The 20,930-nt window shown below is 70.6% G+C and carries 20 protein-coding genes; 7 read left to right on the top strand and 13 right to left on the bottom strand.

The window, feature by feature from the left end; genetic code table 11:
- Positions 1-79 precede the first annotated feature (79 nt).
- Positions 80-715, top strand: a complete 636-nt coding sequence (locus tag AQJ67_RS14075) for a TIGR03085 family metal-binding protein (protein ID WP_062719044.1) — start codon at positions 80-82, stop codon at positions 713-715.
- A gap of 53 nt (positions 716-768) precedes the next feature.
- Here AQJ67_RS14075 and hisF read toward each other — a convergent pair whose 3' ends face one another.
- Genes hisF through hisD form a run of 8 tightly spaced genes read right to left on the bottom strand, consistent with a single transcriptional unit; the run spans position 769 to position 6,534 of the window.
- A complete protein-coding gene (gene hisF, locus AQJ67_RS14070) occupies positions 769-1,524 on the bottom strand; it encodes an imidazole glycerol phosphate synthase subunit HisF (RefSeq protein ID WP_062719043.1) in 756 nt (251 codons plus the stop codon).
- 13 nt (positions 1,525-1,537) lie between these two features.
- Complete coding sequence (locus AQJ67_RS14065) at positions 1,538-1,933, bottom strand: RidA family protein (protein ID WP_062719042.1); 396 nt, start codon at positions 1,931-1,933, stop codon at positions 1,538-1,540.
- Positions 1,930-2,655, bottom strand: a complete 726-nt coding sequence (gene priA / locus AQJ67_RS14060; RefSeq protein ID WP_062719041.1) for a bifunctional 1-(5-phosphoribosyl)-5-((5-phosphoribosylamino)methylideneamino)imidazole-4-carboxamide isomerase/phosphoribosylanthranilate isomerase PriA — start codon at positions 2,653-2,655, stop codon at positions 1,930-1,932. The genes AQJ67_RS14065 and priA overlap by 4 nt, the downstream gene beginning before the upstream one ends.
- 4 nt (positions 2,656-2,659) lie before the next feature.
- A complete protein-coding gene (gene hisH / locus AQJ67_RS14055) occupies positions 2,660-3,310 on the bottom strand; it encodes an imidazole glycerol phosphate synthase subunit HisH (protein ID WP_062719040.1) in 651 nt (216 codons plus the stop codon).
- The gene (locus AQJ67_RS48220; RefSeq protein WP_062719039.1) at positions 3,301-3,465 is read right to left on the bottom strand and encodes a hypothetical protein; all 165 of its coding nucleotides are present in this window, start codon (positions 3,463-3,465) and stop codon (positions 3,301-3,303) included. The genes hisH and AQJ67_RS48220 overlap by 10 nt, the downstream gene beginning before the upstream one ends.
- Complete coding sequence (hisB, locus tag AQJ67_RS14045) at positions 3,462-4,055, bottom strand: imidazoleglycerol-phosphate dehydratase HisB (protein ID WP_062719038.1); 594 nt, start codon at positions 4,053-4,055, stop codon at positions 3,462-3,464. Before hisB ends, AQJ67_RS48220 begins: the two co-directional genes overlap by 4 nt.
- Entirely contained in the window at positions 4,052-5,194 is a 1,143-nt protein-coding gene (locus tag AQJ67_RS14040; RefSeq protein WP_062719037.1) for a histidinol-phosphate transaminase, read from the bottom strand. The genes hisB and AQJ67_RS14040 overlap by 4 nt, the downstream gene beginning before the upstream one ends.
- Positions 5,191-6,534, bottom strand: a complete 1,344-nt coding sequence (gene hisD, locus AQJ67_RS14035) for a histidinol dehydrogenase (protein WP_062719036.1) — start codon at positions 6,532-6,534, stop codon at positions 5,191-5,193. The genes AQJ67_RS14040 and hisD overlap by 4 nt, the downstream gene beginning before the upstream one ends.
- 182 nt (positions 6,535-6,716) lie before the next feature.
- On the opposite strand from hisD, the gene AQJ67_RS14030 reads away from it, so the two are divergent.
- The 4 genes from AQJ67_RS14030 (at position 6,717) to ybaK (ending at position 10,793) form a co-directional block, all read left to right on the top strand.
- Complete coding sequence (locus AQJ67_RS14030) at positions 6,717-8,306, top strand: hypothetical protein (RefSeq protein ID WP_062719035.1); 1,590 nt, start codon at positions 6,717-6,719, stop codon at positions 8,304-8,306.
- Positions 8,307-8,475: 169 nt separating this feature from the next.
- Entirely contained in the window at positions 8,476-9,522 is a 1,047-nt protein-coding gene (locus tag AQJ67_RS14025; RefSeq protein WP_062719034.1) for a hypothetical protein, read from the top strand.
- An 11-nt stretch (positions 9,523-9,533) separates the two neighbouring features.
- The gene (locus AQJ67_RS14020) at positions 9,534-10,271 is read left to right on the top strand and encodes an LON peptidase substrate-binding domain-containing protein (RefSeq protein ID WP_062719033.1); all 738 of its coding nucleotides are present in this window, start codon (positions 9,534-9,536) and stop codon (positions 10,269-10,271) included.
- A gap of 15 nt (positions 10,272-10,286) precedes the next feature.
- Positions 10,287-10,793, top strand: coding sequence for a Cys-tRNA(Pro) deacylase (ybaK, locus tag AQJ67_RS14015; RefSeq protein WP_062719032.1), 507 nt, complete (start codon positions 10,287-10,289; stop codon positions 10,791-10,793).
- A 196-nt stretch (positions 10,794-10,989) separates the two neighbouring features.
- Here ybaK and AQJ67_RS14010 read toward each other — a convergent pair whose 3' ends face one another.
- From AQJ67_RS14010 to AQJ67_RS13995, 4 genes are all read right to left on the bottom strand, one after another.
- The gene (locus AQJ67_RS14010) at positions 10,990-11,748 is read right to left on the bottom strand and encodes a DUF2567 domain-containing protein (RefSeq protein ID WP_063807325.1); all 759 of its coding nucleotides are present in this window, start codon (positions 11,746-11,748) and stop codon (positions 10,990-10,992) included.
- Between the two features lie 34 nt (positions 11,749-11,782).
- Positions 11,783-12,607: an ABC transporter permease gene (locus AQJ67_RS14005; protein ID WP_062719030.1), complete on the bottom strand. Its 825-nt coding sequence runs from the start codon at positions 12,605-12,607 to the stop codon at positions 11,783-11,785.
- A gap of 112 nt (positions 12,608-12,719) precedes the next feature.
- On the bottom strand, positions 12,720-13,694 hold the full coding sequence (locus AQJ67_RS14000) for an ABC transporter ATP-binding protein (protein ID WP_062719029.1): 975 nt from the start codon (positions 13,692-13,694) through the stop codon (positions 12,720-12,722).
- A 220-nt stretch (positions 13,695-13,914) separates the two neighbouring features.
- Positions 13,915-15,129 carry an NYN domain-containing protein gene (locus AQJ67_RS13995; RefSeq protein ID WP_062719028.1) on the bottom strand — a complete coding sequence of 405 codons (1,215 nt, stop codon included), beginning with the start codon at positions 15,127-15,129 and terminating at the stop codon, positions 13,915-13,917.
- 244 nt (positions 15,130-15,373) lie between these two features.
- On the opposite strand from AQJ67_RS13995, the gene AQJ67_RS48215 reads away from it, so the two are divergent.
- Positions 15,374-15,538, top strand: coding sequence for a hypothetical protein (locus tag AQJ67_RS48215; RefSeq protein ID WP_167366204.1), 165 nt, complete (start codon positions 15,374-15,376; stop codon positions 15,536-15,538).
- A gap of 88 nt (positions 15,539-15,626) precedes the next feature.
- On the opposite strand, the gene dnaE is transcribed toward AQJ67_RS48215, so the two are convergent.
- Positions 15,627-19,166, bottom strand: a complete 3,540-nt coding sequence (dnaE, locus tag AQJ67_RS13990; RefSeq protein WP_062719027.1) for a DNA polymerase III subunit alpha — start codon at positions 19,164-19,166, stop codon at positions 15,627-15,629.
- Positions 19,167-19,557: 391 nt separating this feature from the next.
- Between dnaE and AQJ67_RS13985 the strand changes: the two genes are divergently transcribed.
- A complete protein-coding gene (locus tag AQJ67_RS13985) occupies positions 19,558-20,883 on the top strand; it encodes a DUF2252 domain-containing protein (RefSeq protein ID WP_062719026.1) in 1,326 nt (441 codons plus the stop codon).
- The last annotated feature ends 47 nt before the right edge of the window (positions 20,884-20,930 follow it).

Genomic DNA, 20,930 nt, shown 5'->3' with positions numbered 1-20,930 from the left:
GACAGTGACGGTCCGATGTCCACTTCGTGGATGCGGGCGACGGGTGGGCGGACCTGATACGTGGTCGTAGGCTGACTGCATGTCGACCTTCGCCAAGCGTGAACGACTTCTCATGGCCGACCTCCTGGAGGCCGAGGGCCCCGACGCCCCCACTCTCTGCGAGGGCTGGACGACCCGTGACCTGGCCGCGCACGTGGTGGTGCGCGAGCGCCGCCCCGACGCCGCCGCGGGCATCCTGATCAAGCCGCTCGCCCCGCGTCTGGACAAGGCGATGGAGGAGTTCGCGGCGAAGCCGTACGAGGAGCTGATCCAGCTCATCCGCACCGGCCCGCCCCGCTTCTCGCCCTTCCAGCTCAAGCAGATCGACGAGGCGTCGAACACCATCGAGTTCTACGTCCACACGGAGGACGTCCGCCGCGCCCAACCGGACTGGACGCCCCGCGAACTCGACCCGGTCTTCCAGGACGCCCTCTGGTCCCGTCTGGAGCGCTCCGCCCGCCTGGTGGGCCGCACCGCGCCCACCGGCCTGGTGCTGCGCCGCCCCGACGGCCAGACCGCGGTCGCCCACAAGGGCACCCCCGTCGTCACGGTGACCGGCGAGCCCTCGGAGCTGCTCCTGTTCGCCTACGGCCGTCAGAACGCCGCCAAGGTCGAGGTGGACGGCGACAAGGACGCCATCGCGAAGCTGCACGAGGGCAAGCAGCTGGGGATCTAGACCCTGTCGTCCGGATCGTCCCGGCGTCCGGTCCGGACGCCGGGACCCGGCGTTCAGCGGACGGGGTGCCCCGTCCCCCGCAACGCGTCCTTCACCTCGCCGATCCGCAGGTCGCCGAAGTGGAAGACCGACGCGGCGAGTACGGCGTCCGCCCCCGACTCGATGGCCGGCGCGAAGTCGGCCAGCTTGCCCGCGCCGCCGGAGGCGATCACCGGGACCGTGACGTGCTTGCGGACGGCCTGGATCATCTCCAGGTCGTAGCCGTCCTTGGTGCCGTCCGCGTCCATCGAGTTGAGCAGGATCTCCCCGGCGCCCAGGTCGGCCGCGCGGTGCGCCCACTCGACGGCGTCGATGCCGGTTCCCTTGCGGCCGCCGTGGGTGGTGACCTCGAAGGTGCCCTCGGGGGTGCGGCGTGCGTCCACCGAGAGGACCAGGACCTGCCGGCCGAAGCGCTCGGCGATCTCGCGGATCAGGTCCGGGCGCGCGATGGCCGCCGTGTTGACGCCCACCTTGTCGGCGCCGGCGCGCAGCAGCTTGTCCACGTCCTCGGCCGTACGGACGCCGCCGCCGACGGTCAGCGGGATGAAGACCTGCTCGGCCGTGCGGCGCACCACGTCGTAGGTCGTCTCGCGGTTGCCGGACGACGCGGTGATGTCCAGGAACGTCAGCTCGTCGGCGCCCTCGGCGTCGTACACCTTGGCCATCTCGACGGGGTCTCCCGCGTCGCGCAGGTTCTGGAAGTTGACGCCCTTGACGACCCGGCCGTTGTCCACGTCCAGGCAGGGGATGACTCGGACCGCCAGGGTCATGAAACCGGCTCCTCTAACGTCCTCTGAATGCTTCTATTTCCACTTCGACCAGGATGCGCGAGTCCACGAAACCCTCCACGACGAGCAACGTCGTGACCGGGCGCACCGTGTCGAAGAACTCCTTGTGGGCGCGGCCCACGGCGTCCACGTCACGCGCGTGGGTGAGGTACAACCGGGTCCGGATCACGGACTCGACGCCGAGCCCGAACTCCCCGAGCGCCTCGACCGCGCTGGTGAAGGCGACCTTGGCCTGCTCGTAAGGGTCGCCCTCCCCGTACAGCACATCGCCCTTGAAGGAGGTCGTGCCCCCGACCAGGACGCGGTCACCCGCCGCGACGGCGCGTGCGAAACCGAAGGACTCTTCCCAGGGACTTCCGCTCTGCACGCGCCGCACGGCATCGGACGTCATGACGAGACAACCTCCAGGGCCTCTTCCAGGGTGAACGCCTTCGCGTACAGGGCCTTCCCGACGATGGAGCCCTCGACACCGAGCGGGACGAGCTCGGCGATGGCCCGCAGGTCGTCCAGGGAGGAGACGCCGCCGGAGGCGACGACCGGGCGGTCCGTCGCCGCGCAGACGTTCTTCAGCAGCTCCAGGTTGGGGCCCTGGAGCGTGCCGTCCTTGGCGATGTCGGTGACGACGTAGCGGGCGCAGCCCTCGTTGTTGAGGCGCTCCAGCGTCTCGTAGAGGTCGCCGCCGTCGCGGGTCCAGCCGCGGCCGCGCAGCGTGGTGCCCCGTACGTCCAGGCCCACCGCGATCTTGTCGCCGTGCTCGGCGATGACCTTGGCGACCCACTCGGGGGTCTCCAGGGCGGCCGTGCCGAGGTTCACGCGGGTGCAGCCGGTGGCGAGCGCGGCGGCCAGGGAGGCGTCGTCGCGGATGCCGCCGGACAGCTCGACCTTGATGTCCATGGCCTTCGCGACCTCGGCGATCAGCTCCCGGTTGTCGCCGGTGCCGAACGCGGCGTCCAGGTCGACCAGGTGCAGCCACTCGGCGCCCGAGCGCTGCCAGGCGAGAGCGGCCTCCAGCGGGGAGCCGTAGGAGGTCTCGGTGCCGGACTCGCCGTGCACGAGGCGGACGGCCTGGCCGTCGCGGACGTCGACGGCGGGGAGGAGTTCGAGCTTGGCCATGTCTCTACAGGGTTCCGATCCAGTTGGTGAGCAGCTGCGCTCCGGCGTCGCCGGACTTCTCGGGGTGGAACTGGGTGGCCCACAGGGCGCCGTTCTCCACGGCGGCCACGAAGGGCTTGCCGTGCGTCGACCAGGTGACCAGCGGTGCGGTCATCAGCGGGTTCCCGGTCTCCAGGGTCCAGTCGTGGACGGCGTAGGAGTGCACGAAGTAGAAGCGCGCGTCCGCGTCCAGGCCGGCGAACAGCTCGGAGCCGGCCGCCACGTCGACGGTGTTCCAGCCCATGTGGGGCACGATGTCGGCCTGGAGCGGCTCGACCGAGCCGGGCCACTCGCCCATGCCTTCGGTCTCGACGCCGTGCTCGATGCCGCGCGCGAAGAGGATCTGCATGCCGACGCAGATGCCCATCACGGGGCGCCCGCCGGCCAGTCGCCGCTCGACGATCCAGTCGCCGCGCGCCTCCTTCAGGCCCTGCATGCAGGCGGCGAAGGCGCCGACGCCCGGCACCAGCAGACCGTCGGCGTTCATGGCCCTGTCGAAGTCACGGGTGATCTCGACGTCGGCGCCCGCGCGCGCGAGGGCGCGTTCGGCGGAGCGGACGTTGCCGAAGCCGTAGTCGAAGACGACGACCTTCTTCACGCCGTTGCTCAATTCCACACCTCCAGCCTCACTACACCGGCCACGAGACACATCGCGGCGCCTATGGAGAGCAGCACGATGAGGTTCTTCGGCATCTGCTGCTTGACGAAGGAGATGATCCCGCCGATCAGGAAGAGACCGACGACGATCAGGACCGTGGAGAGGCCGTTCACAGCGCGCCCTTCGTGGAGGGAAGGATGCCCGCCGCGCGCGGGTCACGCTCGGAGGCGTACCGCAGGGCCCGGGCCAGCGCCTTGAACTGGCACTCCACGATGTGGTGGGCGTTGCGCCCGTACGGCACGTGCACGTGCAGCGCGATCTGCGCCTGGGCGACGAAGGACTCCAGGATGTGCCGGGTCATCGTGGTGTCGTACTCGCCGATCATCGGCGCCATGTTCTCGGGCTCGGTGTGCACGAGGTAGGGGCGGCCGGAGAGGTCGACGGTGACCTGGGCGAGGGACTCGTCCAGCGGGACCGTGCAGTTGCCGAAGCGGTAGATGCCCACCTTGTCGCCGAGGGCCTGCTTGAAGGCGGCGCCGAGCGCGAGGGCGGTGTCCTCGATGGTGTGGTGCGAGTCGATGTGCAGGTCGCCCTCGGTCTTGACCGTGAGGTCGAACAGGCCGTGGCGGCCGAGCTGGTCGAGCATGTGGTCGTAGAAGCCGACGCCGGTCGACACATCGACCTTGCCGGACCCGTCGAGGTCGATCTCGACGAGGACCGAGGTCTCCTTCGTCACCCGCTCTATGCGTCCTACGCGGTTCATGCGCTCTGCTCCTCCGGGGGTGTGGGGGTGTCCCCCACAAAACTCAGTAGTTCACGGACCGCGTCGAGGAACGCGTCGTTCTCTTCGGGGGTTCCCGCGGTCACCCGCAGCCAGCCCGGCACGCCGTTGTCCCGGACCAGGACGCCCCGGTCGAGGATCCGCTGCCAGACGGCGTGGGCGTCGTCGAACCGCCCGAACTGCACGAAGTTGGCGTCCGACGCGGTGACGTCGTAGCCGATCGCCAGCAGCTCGGTGACCAGCCGGTCCCGCTCCGCCTTCAGCTGCTCGACGTACTTGAGCAGCGTGTCGGTGTGCTCCAGGGCGGCCAGCGCGGTCGCCTGCGTGACGGCCGACAGGTGGTACGGCAGCCGTACGAGCTGGACGGCGTCGACCACCGCCGGGTGCGCGGCGAGATAGCCGAGGCGCAGGCCGGCGGCGCCGAAGGCCTTGGACATCGTCCGGGAGACGACCAGGTTCGGCCGGCCTTCGAGCAGCGGCAGCAGCGAGTCGCCGTGGCTGAACTCGATGTACGCCTCGTCGACCACGACCATCGACGGCTTCGCCGCCTGCGCGGCCTCGTACAGCGCGAGCACGGTCTCGGGCGGGACCGCGGTGCCCGTGGGGTTGTTGGGGGTGGTGACGAAGACGACGTCGGGCCGGTTCTCGGCGATGGCCTTCTCGGCGGCGACGAGGTCGATCGTGAAGTCCTCGCCCCGCGGGCCCGAGATCCAGCCGGTGCCGGTGCCGCGCGAGATGAGGCCGTGCATCGAGTACGACGGCTCGAAGCCGATCGCGGTGCGGCCCGGTCCGCCGAAGGTCTGCAGCACCTGCTGGATGACCTCGTTGGAGCCGTTCGCCGCCCAGACGTTGGCGAGGCCCACCTCGTGGCCGGACGTGTTCGTCAGGTACTCGGCGAGCTTGGTGCGCAGCTCGACCGCGTCCCGGTCCGGGTAGCGGTTGAGGTTCCGGGCCGCCTCACGGACGCGCTCGGTGATGCGCTCGACCAGCGCCTCGGGCAGCGGGTAGGGGTTCTCGTTGGTGTTCAGCCGTACGGGGACGTCCAGCTGGGGCGCGCCGTAGGGGGACTTGCCGCGCAGCTCGTCCCGTACGGGGAGATCGTCGATGCGTACGTCGTTCACTTGCTCTCCGGTACCTTCCAGCCGAACCTGGCCTTGATCGCCGCCCCGTGGGCCGGCAGGTCCTCCGCCTCCGCCAGCGTGACCACGTGATGCGCGACCTCGGCCAGCGCGTCCTTCGTGTACTCGACGATGTGGATGCCGCGCAGGAAGGACTGGACGGACAGGCCGGAGGAGTGGCAGGCGCAGCCGCCGGTGGGCAGGACGTGGTTGGACCCGGCGGCGTAGTCGCCGAGCGAGACCGGCGCCCAGGGGCCGATGAAGATCGCTCCTGCGTTGCGCACCCGGTCGGCCACGGCGGCCGCGTCGGCGGTCTGGATCTCCAGGTGCTCGGCGCCGTACGCGTCGACGACCTTGAGGCCCTCGTCGACGCCGTCGACCAGGACGATCGCGGACTGCCTGCCCTTGAGGGCCGGGACGATCCGGTCGTCGATGTGCTTGGTGGCGGCGACCTGCGGCTCCAGCTCCTTCTCCACCGCGTCCGCGAGTTCCACGGAGTCGGTGACCAGGACGGCGGCGGCCAGCGGGTCGTGCTCGGCCTGGCTGATCAGGTCGGAGGCGACGTGCACCGGGTCGGCGGTGGCGTCGGCGAGGACCGCGATCTCGGTCGGGCCGGCCTCGGCGTCGATACCGATCTTGCCGGTGAAGTAGCGCTTGGCGGCGGCGACCCAAATGTTGCCGGGGCCGGTGACCATGTTGGCGGGCGGGCAGGACTCGGTGCCGTACGCGAACATCGCGACGGCCGTCGCGCCACCGGCGGCGTACACCTCGTCGACGCCGAGCAGCGCGCACGCGGCGAGGATCGTCGGGTGCGGCAGGCCGCCGGCTGGATCATTTTCAAAAGCGGGGGCCTGTGCCGGGGAGGCGAGGGCGATCGACTCGACGCCGGCCTCCTGGGCCGGGACGACGTTCATGATCACGGAGGACGGGTAGACCGAACGGCCGCCGGGCGCGTACAGCCCGACCCGGTCGACGGGCACCCACTTCTCGGTGACCGAGCCGCCGGGCACGACCTGGGTGGTGTGCGTGGTGCGACGCTGCTCGCGGTGGACGAGCCGGGCGCGGCGGATGGACTCCTCCAGGGCCGCGCGCACGGCCGGGTCGAGCTCCTCCAACGCGCGCGTGAGCGCCTGGGCGGGCACCCGCACCTGGTCGAGCTTCACCCCGTCGAACTTCTCCGCGAAGTCGATCAGCGCCGCGTCGCCCCGATGATGCACGGCTTCGCAGATCGGACGCACCTTCTCCAGGGCGGCCGAGACGTCGAAGTCGGCTCGGGGCAGCAGGTCGCGCAGGGCGGGGCCCTCGGGGAGGGCGTCGCCGCGCAGATCGATTCGGGAGATCACGTGCTCAATTCTCTCAGACCCTGCTCCGGCGTCGTTCGCGCGTATCAATGGCTGATACAGATCCCTCCAAAGATCGCACCTGGAACCCGGAAGATCGCCTTCACGTCTTGCGTTCGGAGCGTCACTCAGCGGGCATGAACGGTTGTACGAACCCATGAGTAGATGAGGGGGATGGGCGAAACGTGACCGAAGGTGCCGGCCTCCGTGACGGAGACCTGCCGGACGACCTGCCGAACGACCTGACCGCCGCCGAGCTCGGCATGTGGCAGGCCTTCCGCAACGGCAGTGTGTACGACCTGAGCAGCGGCGACACGATCGTCGACGATCCGCACGGCGGCCATCCCTGGGGAGACGAGCGCACTGTACGCGCGCGGATCGTCTGCTGGCTGCTGCTGGACGGGCCGCCCGCCCTCGCGGGCCGGGTGTCCTCACTGAAGCTCGTGGGCGTGCGGATCAGCGACACGATGGACCTGGCGGGCGGCACGGTGGTGCCGTACGTCGAGATGCGCGGCTGCCGCTTCGACCGGGAGATCCGGCTGCCGGAGGCCCACTTCACGACCGTACGGCTGGTGAACTGCGCGGTGCCGCGCCTGGAGGCCGCCCGGGTGCACACCGAGGGCGACCTGCACCTGCCGCGCTGCCGCTTCCACAACGGCATCCGGCTCACCGACGCCCAGATCGGCACGGACCTGCTGCTCAACCAGGCGATCGTCTACCGCGACCGCAGTGGCCGCTCCATGGCCGCCGACGGCATCAGCGTCGGCCAGGACCTCCAGGCCGAGATGCTGGAGTCGCACGGTGAGCTGAGCCTGCGCGGCGCCAGCATCGGCGTGTCGCTGAGCCTGCGGGGCGCACGGCTGGTCAACCCGTACACGCGGCTCGCGCTGAACGCCCCCCAGCTGACCGTCGGACGCACGCTGTACCTGACTCCGGCCGGCGTCGGCAGCCCGCTGCTGAGCGGCCGTACGCCCGCGCGTGGGACGCGTATCCAGCGGTTCGCGTGCCAGGGCGGGGTGCGGCTGGACGACGGGCGGTTCGGGGACGCGGTGGACCTGGAGCGGGCCCGGTTCACCTTCACCGACGAACAGGAGCTGTCGCTGCGCCGCATCCAGACGCCCGAGCTGCGCTTCCTCGGCGAGCGGCCGGAGCGCGGCGGGGTGGTGCTGTCGGGGGCGCGGGTCGTCAACCTGATGGACCGGGCGGACGCCTGGCCCGGCCCCGGCATGCTCCACATGGGCGGCTTCACGTACGAGAACCTCGTGCCGCGCGGCCCGTTCCCGCTGGAACGGCGGCTGGAGTGGGTGACCGCGGCGACCGCCGAGTACAACCCGGAGCCGTACGAGCGGCTGGCCGCCGTGCTGCGGGCCGGCGGTGAGGACGAGGACGCGCGCGAGGTGCTGCTCGCGAAGCAGCGCCGCCGCCGCGAGACGCTGCCGCCCGCGGCCAAGCTGTGGGGGTACGCGCAGGACTGGATGGTCGCCTACGGCTATCGGCCGGGCCGCGCGGCCGTGTGGATGGCGGTGCTGTGGGCGGCGAGCTCGGTGGCGTTCACCTACGCCGACCATCCGCCGATCAAGGGCGGCGAGCACCCGACGTGGAACCCTCCCCTCTTCGCCCTCGATTTGCTGCTGCCGGTCATCGACCTGGGCCAGGTCGGGTTCTGGCAGCTGAGCGGCGCCTGGCAGTGGCTGGCCGCGGCGATGATCCTGCTGGGCTGGATCCTGGCGACGACGGTGGCGACGGGGGCCACGCGCATGCTGCGGCGCAACTGACACCGGTGGGGGCAGTGAGGGCGGTGAGGCCAGTGGGACGGCTGAGTCGAACGGATGCATGTCGGACAGTTGTTGAACAGTTGACCTTTACCCGTTCTTGACCTGACCGCGTACAACTTTCCACGTGTTACCCGATCCCTATGGCGCGGGCGTGACCAGCCGACTTTCAATGGTCGACACCATGGCTCTGCTGCCTCCGTTCGGCCGTGCGTCCCGGACGACAAGGACCGTAGAACACCGCGCCGTCGGACTCCCCACCGACGACGAGGTGCTCCTCGACGCGCCCGACGACCTCCTCGGACCGGCACTGGTCGCGGCCGGGCGGGGTGCGTACGAGGCCGCCGCGGAACTGCTGGCCACCACCCGCCACAGAGCGCTGTGGGAGAGCCGCGACGGATACGCGCTGCGCCTCGCGGCCTTCGCGCGCTCCCGGCCGGAGTGGCTGGAGGCCTGGCACGCGGCCGACCCGCAGGACCCCGACGTGCTCCTGGTCCGCGCCCAGCTCGCGGTGGACCACGCCTGGGGGTCACCGGCCCGGGCCGAGCTGCTGCGCGGGGTGAGCCCGTTGATCACCGCCGCCGCGCGCGCCGACGACCGCGACCCGGTGCCGTGGCGGATCGCCCTGGACCACGCGCGCGGCGCACGCGCCGGCCACACCTACTTCGGCGAGCTCTGGGAGGCGGCCCTGCGCCGCGCCCCGCTCCACTACGGCTGCCATGTCGCGGCCCTGCGCTACCTCGCCTCGTCCTGGCACGGCTCCCACCGGGAGTGCCTCGACTTCGCCGACCGGGCCGCGCAGGACGCCCCGGCCGACTCCCTGGTCCAGGCGCTGCCGGCCCGGGCCGTCCTGGCCTACCTGAACGACGGCTGCGGTCCCGGCGTGCCGCCCGAGCGGCTGGCCGCGGCGGCCGACCGGGCCATCGCGCTCTCCGCCCGCTTCCCGGCCGCCGACCTCTGGCCGGCCGCGATCCGCAACAAGCTGACGTACGTCCTGGTACGCCTCGGCCGCTGGGAGGACGCCCTGGAGCAGCTGCGGCTGATCGGCCCGTACGCCACGTCCTACCCCTGGAGCCGGTTCTCGGAGGATCCGCTGGGCCGTTTCCTGGAGGTGCGCGACGAAGTGCGGCTGCGAACCGCCGGTGTGCACGCGCCGAGCGGGCGCACCGGACATCCACAGGGTGGGCACGCCGGACGCGTTCACTCCGGCGACCACTAGGCTTTGGCGCCGTGACCGTCCGCCTTCCGCTCTTCCCCCTGAACTCGGTGCTGTTCCCGGGACTCGTGCTGCCGCTGAACGTCTTCGAGGAGCGCTATCGCGCCATGATGCGCGACCTCCTGAAGACCGCCGAGGAGGAACCGCGCCGTTTCGCCGTCGTGGCGATCCGCGACGGCCACGAGGTGGCCCAGAGCGCCCCCGGCATGCCGGACCCCACCTCCGTCCCCGAGCGCGGCCCCGCGGCGGGCTTCGGCCCCGACCCGGTCAAGGCCTTCCACGGGGTGGGCTGTGTGGCGGACGCGGCGACGATCCGGGAGCGGGCCGACGGCACCTTCGAGGTGCTGGCGACGGGTACGACGCGCGTACGCCTGCTCTCCGTGGACGCCTCGGGCCCGTTCCTGACGGCCGAGCTGGAGGAGCTCCCCGAGGAGCCGGGCGACGAGGCGGGAGCGCTGGCGGAGGGGGTGCTGCGAGCCTTCCGCCAGTACCAGAAGCGCCTCGCGGGCGCCCGCGAACGCTCCCTGTCCACGACCGCGGACCTCCCGGACCAGCCCTCGGTCGTCTCCTACCTGGTGGCGGCCGCGATGATGCTGGACACCCCCACGAAGCAACGCCTCCTCCAGTCCCCCGACACCGCCTCCCGCCTGCGCGACGAGCTGAAACTCCTGCGCGCCGAGACCTCGATCATCCGTACGCTGCCGTCGCTCCCGGCGTCGGACCTGACGCGCGGCCCGACGAGCCTCAACTGAGCGGAACGGAACGACATGGCGAAGAAGTCGAAGAAGAACCAGCAGTCGGCCGGCGGCACCCCCGCGACGGTCGCCCTCACCGCCGCCGGCGTCGAGTACACGGTCCACGCCTACGACCACGACCCCTCCCACCCGTCCTACGGCGAGGAGGCCGCCGAGGCCATGGGCGTCTCCCCCGCCCGCGTCTTCAAGACCCTCGTGGCGGACGTCGACGGCACCCTGACCGTGGCCGTGGTCCCCGTCGCCGGCCAACTCGACCTCAAGGCCCTGGCCTCCGCGGTCCACGGCAAACGCGCCGCGATGGCCGACCCGGCCCTGGCAGAACGCACCACGGGCTACGTCCGCGGCGGCATCTCCCCCCTGGGCCAGCGCAAGAAACTCCCCACGGTGCTGGACACCTCGGCCACGGCCCACTCCACGATCTGCGTCTCGGCCGGTCGCCGCGGCCTGGAGGTCGAACTCTCCCCCGACGACCTCACCAAGCTCACCGACGCGACCCTCGCCCCCATCGGACGTGCGTGACCATCAAGAAGGGCCGCTCGAACCATGGGCGGCGCCCGGCGTAGCCCTTCAGCCCGTCCGGCGTTTTGAGGACGAGGCCCGAAGGGCCGACAGCGGGGGTCTGGGGGCCGCAGGCCCCCAGGGTCCGGGGTCGAAGGGGCAGCGCCCCTGGGGATGGGACGGGTAGGGGCGGCGGGGGGCGAGAAACCCGGGTCGGCTACGCCCCGTACGGCCCCTGCTGCCCCGCCGGAGGCTGAAGCTGATACGGATCGGCGTCCCGGGGCCCGAACAACGCCGTCAGCCCGAGGTGCACCAGCAACGCCCCCAACGGCCACGCCAGCAACGCCCCCTTGGCCCCCAACTTCAACGGCGCCGAGAACGCGACCCCCTTACCCACCTCCTTGGCATGGGCGATCACGTCCCCCGTCGGCCCGAGCCACACCCCGACCCGCCAGGCCAGCAACGCCCCGAGGAACCCCCCGACAGCGAGCCCGACCACCAACGGCACACCCCCACGCCGCCGCCAGAGGAAGACGGCAACCGCACTCACCAGCCCAAACGCGAGCGCGAGCAGAGTGAACGTTCCGTCCACCCCGACGGCCTGCTCCCCCTCGGAGTCCTTGAAGTAGACGACCCAGCTGTCGTCGACGACATCCCCGACGAGCGGCACGCTGGGCGCCAGCCACCACCACAGCCCGCCGAGCAACGCCCCGAAGACCGCCACCACCACCGCGACCACGGCGGCCTCGCCCACCTCGGTCTTCATCCCAGGACCGTCCTGTCCGTACGAGCCGGATATGCCGTACGCGTCATGAGAGCCGTAAGAGCCGTAAGAGCCGTGAGACCCAGGAGATCCATGGGGTCCGTGAGATCCATGGGGTCCGTGAGCCTGCCCCGCGGCGGCAGCGGGCGGCTGCCATCCCTGCTGCGGGGACTGGTCACGGGGATGCGGCGGAGGAGTCAGCGGAGCGGTCACCCTGCCATCGTGCCAGGCCGCCCTGTGCGGCGCGTCACCGGACGGCCGCCCGGCGGTACGCCCAGGTGGCGACGGCCAGCGAGACGACGCCGACCACCCCGCACACGGCCAGGTCCCCGAGCACGAACGCCCAGTCGGGGTGCGGCCCGAAGGTCCGCGCGAAGGCCTCCACGCCGTACGTCGAGGGCAGCAGATCCCGAGCGAACCGCACCACCTCGGGCATCCGGTCGGCCGGCAGCACGCCCAGCAGCAGAGCCGCGGACATCCCCAACTGCCCGAGCAGCGTGGCCAGTTCGGGCCGCGGCGCGAGCAGCCCGAGCGCGGCACCGAGTCCGGCGAGCGCGGCGCCGGCCAGCGGGATCACCGCGACGAGCACCCACAGATGCGCCACCGGCAGCCCGAACAGCACGCACCCGAAGAGCGCCGTCACCACGGTCCCCGGCACGGTGAAGGAGGCGTACGCCCCCGCCGCCCCCAGCACCACGGCGGCGGGCGGCACCGGCAGCGTGGCGTAGTGGTCGAGCCCGCCGCTGGCCCGCAGCTGCCCGAAGTACTGGGCGAGCAGGTTGAGCGCGACGAAGGCCACGACGAGCACCGACGACCCGGCGACCACGGCCTGCGCCTCGGCGCCGCCGTCCACGACTCCGCGCATCAGGATCATGATCCCGATCGACTGGAAGGTCGCCACGAACAGCAGCGGGATGCGCGCGACCCGGGCACGGGAGAGCTGCGCCCGGTACACGGCGCACAGCGACGGCCACAGCCGCGCCCTCGGCCCGAGCTCGGCCGCGGCCGGGCGGGCCGTCTCGTCCACGGCCAGGACGCTGCCCGGCAGAACCTCGGCGGGTACGACACTCACGTGGCGCTGCTCCCTTTCACACGGGGGTCCACCGGGGAGGTGTCCCTGTTCCGCACGGTGGCCCTGTCCCGCACGGGTACGAAGACGGATACGGAAACGACAGTCTGTGTGCTCAAGCCTTCACCAGCCCCTGCTGCGCGGCCCCGCCCAGCGCCAGGTAGACGTCCTCCAGGCTCGGCGTGGCCAGCGTGAAGTCATCCAGCGCGGCGAACGCGGCCCCGCCGGTGACGGTGGCGACGACCGCGCGGGCCTCCTCGGGCGCGAGCCGCAGCGTCCAGCGCCGCCCGGACTCCACGACCCGGTCCTGGAGGGCTGCGACCTCGGGCACCTCCAGGGGAGCCCGGTCCCGCCACAGCAGCTCGACCCGCACCTCGCCCGCGACCCGTTCCTTGAGCCCGGACGGAGTGTCGCAGGCGATGACGCGGCCCCGGTCGAGCACCGCGACCCGGTCTAGCACGGTCTCGGCCTCGATGACGTTGTGGGTGACCAGCAGCACGGTCGTCGCGCGCTCGGCCCGTCGGCGGTCCACAGCCGACCACACGGCCCGCCGTGCCACCGGGTCCATGGCGGTGGTCGGCTCGTCGAGCACGAGCAGCGGCCGCTCCCCGACCAGCGCGGCGGCGAAGCAGGCCAGCCGGCGCTGACCGCCGGACAGCTTCTTGATCGGCCGTCCGGCGAGCGGCCCGAGGCCCAGCTCGTCGAGTACGGCGTCCCGTTCGGCACGCGCCTGCCGTACGTCCAGGCCGCGCAGCCGCCCGGTGGTCTCGGCGGCCAGCGAGACGGTCAGTTCGTCGAGCGCGGTGGACTCCTGGCCGAGGTAGGCGAGGATCCGCGCGGCCCGCTCGGGGTGGCGCACGATGTCGTGCCCGAGGATCTCCACGCTGCCGCGGTCGGGCCGCATCAGTCCGGTGAGCTGGCGTACGAGGGTGGTCTTGCCGGCGCCGTTCGGGCCGAGCAGCCCGAAGATCTCGCCGCGCCGGATGTCCAGCCGTACGTCGTCGGTGGCCCGTACCTCGGGTGTGCCGGGTGTGCCGCGGCGCCCGCGGACGGCCGGGTAGGTCTTGGTCAGCCCGCGCACCGCGCACACGACATCGCCGCTGTGCCGAAGTGCCTGTGCCGCGCGCGTACTCACAAGGGACGAGCCTAAGGGGTCCGTGAGCCTGATCTACCCTCGGGTCGGCCAGTCGCCACAAACCGCCAGCTCGCCGCCCGAAATCCACCGGGCCCCACAAATCAGCCGCAACGGCGCTCAACGCCGGCGGCGATGCGGGGCCCGACGGTGCCGGCCCCGCCGTCACCCGTCCGGCTCACTCCCCGGCGGGCGCGTGCTCCGCGGCCGTCCGGACGTCGATCTCGCGCCAGAACCCGGCCCGGATCGCGTACCGGTCGTGCTCGTCGATCTGGTCGTCCTTGTGCGCGAGCAGCCCGAAGCGGGCCGCGTACCTGAGCAGCTCCCCGTCGATGCGGTGCGGGATCCGCGGATACATCCCGGACAGCTTCTGCAGCTGCCCCTGCTCCCCGAGCCGGGCCATCCAGCGCCGTGCGAAGACCTGCCCGACCTCGTACGGGTCGCCGCCGACCGTGGTGATGTCCTCCTCCCGGTCGGCCCAGCGCTGCTCCGCCGTGGTCAGCTGCGCGAGGGTCGGCATCGAGGCGACGTCGGGCGACTCGGCCGCGACGCCGGGCCGGTCGACCCACCCCTTGTCGGAGGACCAGCGCAGCGTCGCGCTCGTCGGGTGCTGGGCGGGCGGCACACCGGGTGCGCGCAGGGCGGCGAGGTCCTTCGGCGTGGGCACGCCCTTGGGGGCCGGCACCCGCTCCTGGGTGCCGTTCTCCGAGGCGGCCGGGGCGTGCTCGCTCTCCTCGACGGTCCGCTCGGCCCGCGCGCCGAGCGCGGAGTCGGGCAGCGGCGCGGACAGGATCGCGGCGATCTCGGGCCGGGGCGCGGGCTGTGGGGCGCACACCCCGGTGAGCTCCTTGGCGCGTACGGCCTTGGTGATCCACGTACGGTCGAGGACGCGCCGCTCGTCGGCCTCGGCGACCAGGTCCTCGGACTGGTTGTAGTCGCCGTCGGCGGCCTGGACGGCCCACAGGTGTACGGCGACCCCGTGCTCCTTGGCGGCCATCATGCCCGGCAGCAGATCGCCGTCACCGGTCACCAGCACGACGTCGGAACAGGCGCGGTTGCGGGCCAGTTCGGTCAGTTCGGCGTGCATCGCGGCGTCGACGCCCTTCTGTGCCCAGCGGCCGTCGCTGCGGGTCAGGGCGCCGAGCCGGACGGTGACCCGGGGCATCACGCGCAGCCTGCGGTGCTCGGGTTGGGGGACGCGGTCGGGGGCGCCGTCGAACCAGTAGATGCGCAGCAGGGGCTGTTGGGTGTCGGACTCCGCGCGTTCGCGCAACCCCTGGATGAGGGCCGCGTGGTCGACGGTGATCCGGGACCGGGAGGGTTCCCCGGCGAGGAGGCTCGCGGCGGCCCCCAGCAGATACCCGGCGTCCACCAGGACGATGCAGCGGTCCACGCGTCTCACCCTCTTCCCGGGAGGTTTGCTTTGGGCTTCCTTCGAGTCTGCCCGACCACGCGGGGGTTAACGGGGCGAACTCGATCTTCGGCGTGGCGTTTCGGGGCATCGCCTCCTCGACGCGCCATGCCTCACGCCCCGACAACCGCTGTTACACACGGTAATTATCCGAAATGCGTTCTTTATAAGCCTATGTGAATCTGGTCCCGGCCCTGGCCCCTAGATCCCCACAGGAGGCATCACCATGGCCAAGAACAAGAAGCAGGACCGTAAGCAGCCGCAGTCCGAGCGTGGTCAGCAGCAGGTTGAGCAGCCGTCGATGGAGACGCAGACCGAGCAGCGCATCGCGCAGGTGACGCCGGGCGACATGGCCCGCAAGGGGCGGCAGAAGCGCTTCGGTCACAACTGACATCCGCATAACGGGTTGTTGAGACCCAGGCACATGGAAGAGGGGCGCACCCCGCACGGGGTGCGCCCCTCTCGCGCGTACGGCGCGGTCAGCCCGCGAGACAGGACGGTCCGAGCAGCACCTTCAGGTCGCCGAAGAGCGCCGGGTCGGGCTTCACGCGGTGCCGGTCCAGCCGGAGCACCGTCGTCTTGGTCGGTCCCTGGAGCTTGATGCGGACCTCGCTGTCGCCCTTGTGATGGGTGAGGATCTCGCCGAGGCGGTTGATCATCGGCGGGGTGACCCTGGTGGCCGGAATGGTGAGGATCACCGGCGCGTTGGTGCCCGCGTTCGACAGGTCGGGGACCTGGAGCTCCATCGCGACCAGCCGCGGCACGTCCTCGCGCTTGTCGAGACGGCCCTTGACGAACACGACCGCGTCCTCGACGAGTTGGGTCGAGACGAGCTGGTACGTCGCCGGGAAGAACATGCACTCGATGGAACCGGCGAGGTCCTCGACGGTGGCGATGGCCCAGGCGTTGCCCTGCTTGGTCATCTTGCGCTGGAGGCCCGAGATGATGCCGCCGATGGTCACCACGGCACCGTCGGCGTGCTCGCCGCCCGTCAGCTGGGCGATGCCCGCGTCGGCCTTGTCGGACAGCACGTGCTCCAGGCCGAAGAGCGGGTGGTCGGAGACGTACAGACCGAGCATCTCCCGCTCCTGGGCGAGCAGATAGGTCTTGTCCCACTCCTCGTCGGTGAAGACGACGTCGAGTCCGAAGCCGGGCTCGTCGCTCTGCTCCTCGCCCATGCCGCCGAAGAGGTCGAACTGGCCCTCGGCCTCCTTGCGCTTGACCGCGACCACGTTGTCGATCATCGGCTCGAAGTGCGCGGTGAGGCCCTTGCGGGTGTGTCCCATGGTGTCGAACGCGCCCGCCTTGATCAGCGACTCCGTGGTGCGCTTGTTGCAGGCGGTCGCGTCGACCTTGTCGAGGTAGTCAGGGAAGGAGGCGTACTTGCCCTTGGCCTTGCGGCTCTTGATGATCGACTCGACCACGTTCGTGCCGACGTTGCGCACGGCTTCGAGGCCGAAGAGGATCACGTCGTCGCCCTGGGCGGCGAAGTTGTGCACCGACTCGTTGACGTTCGGCGGGAGCACCTTGATGCCCATGCGGCGGCACTCGTTGAGGTAGACCGCGGACTTGTCCTTGTCGTCCTTGACGGACGTCAGCAGCGCGGCCATGTACTCGGCGGGGTGGTTCGCCTTGAGGTAGGCGGTCCAGTACGACACCAGGCCGTACGCGGCCGAGTGTGCCTTGTTGAACGCGTAGCCGGCGAACGGGACCAGCACATCCCACAGGGCCTGGATGGCCTCGTCGCTGTAGCCCTTCTTGCGGGCGCCGTCCTGGAAGAGGACGAAGTTCTTCGCCAGTTCCTCGGGCTTCTTCTTGCCCATCACGCGGCGGAGGATGTCGGCCTCGCCGAGCGAGTAGCCGGCGATGATCTGGGCGGCCTTCTGCACCTGCTCCTGGTAGACGATCAGGCCGTAGGTGACGGCCAGGACCTCTTCGAGGGGCTCCTCCAGCTCCTTGTGGATCGGGGTGATCTCCTGGAGCTTGTTCTTGCGCAGCGCGTAGTTGGTGTGCGAGTCCATGCCCATCGGGCCCGGACGGTACAGGGCCGAGACGGCGGAGATGTCTTCGAAGTTGTCGGGCTTCATCAGGCGCAGCAGCGAGCGCATGGGGCCGCCGTCGAACTGGAAGACACCGAGGGTCTCACCGCGCTGGAGCAGTTCGAAGGTCGTCGGGTCGTCCAGCGGGAGGCTCAGCAGCTCCAGGTCGATGCCCTTGTTGGACTTCACCATCTTGACGGCGTCGTCCATGATCGTCAGGTTGCGCAGGCCGAGGAAGTCCATCTTCAGCAGGCCGAGCGACTCACAGCTCGGGTAGTCCCACTGCGTGATGGTCACGCCGTCGGTGTGCCGCACCCAGACGGGCACGTGCTCGGTGATGGTCTCGCTGGACATGATCACGCCGGCGGCGTGCACGCCCATCTGCCGGACCAGGCCCTCGACGCCCTTCGCGGTGTCGATGACCTTCTTCACGTCCGGCTCGTTCTCGTACATCGCCCGGATCTCGCCCGCCTCCGAGTAACGGGGGTGCGAGGGGTCGGTGATGCCGTTGAGGTCGATGCCCTTGCCCAGGACGTCGGCGGGCATGGCCTTGGTGAGTCGGTCGCCCATGGCGTACGGGTAGCCCAGCACGCGCGCGGAGTCCTTGATCGCGTTCTTCGCCTTGATCTTGCCGTAGGTGCCGATCATGGCGACCTTGTCGGCGCCGTACTTCTCCGTCACGTACCTGATCACCTCGACGCGCCGGCGCTCGTCGAAGTCGATGTCGACATCGGGCATCGAGATGCGCTCGGGGTTGAGGAACCGCTCGAAGATCAGGCCGTGCGGGATCGGGTCGAGGTCGGTGATGCCCATGGCGTAGGCGACGATCGAGCCGGCCGCGGAGCCTCGGCCGGGGCCGACCGCGATGCCGTTGTTCTTGGCCCACATGATGAAGTCGGCGACGACGAGGAAGTAGCCGGGAAAGCCCATCGAGATGATGACGTCCATCTCGTAGTCGGCCTGCTTCTGGCGGTCCTCGGGGATGCCGCCGGGGAAGCGGCGCTCCATGCCCCGGCGGACCTCCTCCTTGAACCAGGTGACCTCGGTGTAGCCCTCGGGGATGTCGAACTTCGGCATCAGGTTCCGCGACTCGAACATGCCGGTGGTGTCGACCATCTCGGCCACGAGGAGGGTGTTGGCGCAGCCCTCCTGCCAGGCGTCCGAGGAGTCGATGGCGTACATCTCGTCCGTGGACTTCAGGTAGTAGCCCGTGCCGTCGAACTTGAAGCGGTCCGGGTCGGAGAGGTTCTTGCCGGTCTGGATGCACAGCAGGGCGTCGTGGGCGCCCGCCTCGTGCGCGTACGTGTAGTGCGAGTCGTTGGTGACCAGCGGGGGGATGCCGAGCTTCCTGCCGATCTCCAGCAGGCCGTCGCGGACCCGGTGCTCGATGTCGATGCCGTGGTCCATCAGCTCCAGGAAGTAACGGTCCTTGCCGAAGATGTCCTGGTAGTCGGCGGCGGCCTTCAGGGCCTCCTCCTCCTGCCCGAGCCGCAGCCGGGTCTGGACCTCGCCGGAGGGGCAGCCGGTGGAGGCGACGATCCCCTCGGACCACTGGGAGATCGTCTCCTTGTCCATCCGGGGCCACTTCTGGAGCCAGCCCTCGGCGTAGGCGTCGGAGGAGAGCCGGAAGATGTTGTGCAGGCCCGTCTTGTTCACGGCCCACATCGTCTTGTGGGTGTAACCACCCGAACCGGAGACGTCGTCCCGCTTCTGATGCGGCTGGCCCCACTGGATCTTGCGCTTGTTGCGCCGGGACTCGGGGGCGACATACGCCTCGATCCCGATGATCGGGGTGATTCCGGCCTTCTTCGCGGTGTGGAAGAAGTCGTACGCCCCGTGGAGGTTGCCGTGGTCGGACATGGCGATGTGCGTCATGCCCATCTCGTTGCAGGCGTTGAACATGTCCTTCAGCCGCGCGGCACCGTCCAGCAGCGAGTACTGGGTGTGGACGTGCAGGTGCGTGAACGGCGGCTTTGACACGGCTTGGCCTCCATGGAAAACACTCGGTGACAGGCGGACGGACACTTCCGGGGACAGCGTCGAAGTCTATGCCTCGGGACTGACACTGGCGGGGCTCCCCCGCGTACCTTCACAGCGAGGGCCTGTCGTTCGGATCAGGCCGGCTGTGAGGTGCGGTGCCTCGTGGCCGACCCGAGCGGGATCTGGTGCGTGCAGCTGCAAGGCGGAGGAGGGAGTCGACGCGGAGCGTCGGCGACCGACGACAACGCGGCAGATGCGCGTGCCAGATCCCGCGACGCCGGGATGATCCGAACGACAGGCCCTCGGGCCGCGGGCACTTTCCCGGCGGCCCGTCCGTTGGAGACGACAGAAACGCTGTCGTACACATGCACCAACCAGGAGGCACCCAGCGATGTCGGTCCCCCAGCTCAACGACGAGCAGCGCGGCGACGAGATCCTCGCCGTCTTCGAGACCGCCTTCGGCGAGCTCCTGGCCGCCGATCCGGCCGCGTTCCGCGTGAAGTTCCGGAAGATGGCGGCCTCGGCCTTCGCGTTCTACCGCGGCACGGCGTGCCTCTTCTACCACGATCTTGACGCCGAGAAGCGGGGCGGCCCGTTCCTCGACGAGCGCACCTCGCGCGTGTGGATCCACGGCGACCTGCACGCGGAGAACTTCGGCACGTACATGGACGCCAACGGCCGGCTGATCTTCAACGTCAACGACTTCGACGAGGCCTACGTCGGCCCCTTCACCTGGGACCTCAAGCGCTTCGCCGCCTCCATCGCCCTCATCGGGTACGCGAAGGCCCTCGGCGACGAGCAGATCACCGAGCTGGTGCGGATCTACGCGGCCGCCTACCGCGAGCGCGTGCACGCCCTGGCGACCGGCGCCAAGAGCGACGAGGTGCCGCCGTTCACGCTGGACACCGCGCAGGGCCCGCTGCTGGACGCGCTGCGTGACGCCCGCGCGCTGACCCGTTTCGGGCTGCTGGAGTCGATGACCGAGATCCGGGACTTCGAGCGCCGCTTCGCCGGGGGCGGCGGCGCCATCGAGCTGGACGCGGCCACGCGCTACAAGGTGCTCGCCGCCTTCGACGGCTACCTGGAGACCCTGCCGGACGCCTCGCTGGCCCGCCCGGACTCGTACCGGGTGAAGGACGTGGTCGGCCGCCGCGGCATCGGCATCGGCTCGGCCGGCCTGCCGTCGTACAACATCCTGCTGGAGGGCCACACCGACGCCCTCGAGAACGACGTGGTGATCTACATCAAGCAGGCCCAGACCCCGGCCGTCTCCCGGCACATCACGGACCAGGCGCTGCACGACTACTTCCAGCACGAGGGCCACCGCACGGTGATCTCGCAGCGCGCCCTCCAGGCCAACGCCGACCCGTGGCTCGGCTGGACCGAGCTCGACGGCGCGGGCCAGCTGGTCGCCGAGGTCTCGCCGTACGCGGTGGACCTGGACTGGGGCGACATCGACGACCCGGAGGAGATCGCGGCGGTCGTCGCCGACCTCGGCCGGGCCACGGCCACCATGCACGCGGCCGCGGACGACACCTCCGGCGAGTCGCTGGTGCCCTTCTCCACCGAGCGGGCCATCGACGCGGCCATCGCGGCCGACGAGGACGGCTTCGCGGAACTCCTGGTCTCCTTCGCCCACGACTACGGCGCACGCGCGCGTACCGACCACCAGATCTTCGTGGACCTGTTCCGCAACGGCCGGATTCCGGGTCTGTGACGGAAAGGTCGCTCACCGCCGTTCCCCAGCCGCTCACAGGCATCCTT

Origin of the sequence: Streptomyces caeruleatus, from assembly GCF_001514235.1 — a bacterium.
GTDB classification, from domain to species: domain Bacteria; phylum Actinomycetota; class Actinomycetes; order Streptomycetales; family Streptomycetaceae; genus Streptomyces; species Streptomyces caeruleatus.
This window is presented reverse-complemented; position numbering and strand designations above follow the sequence as displayed.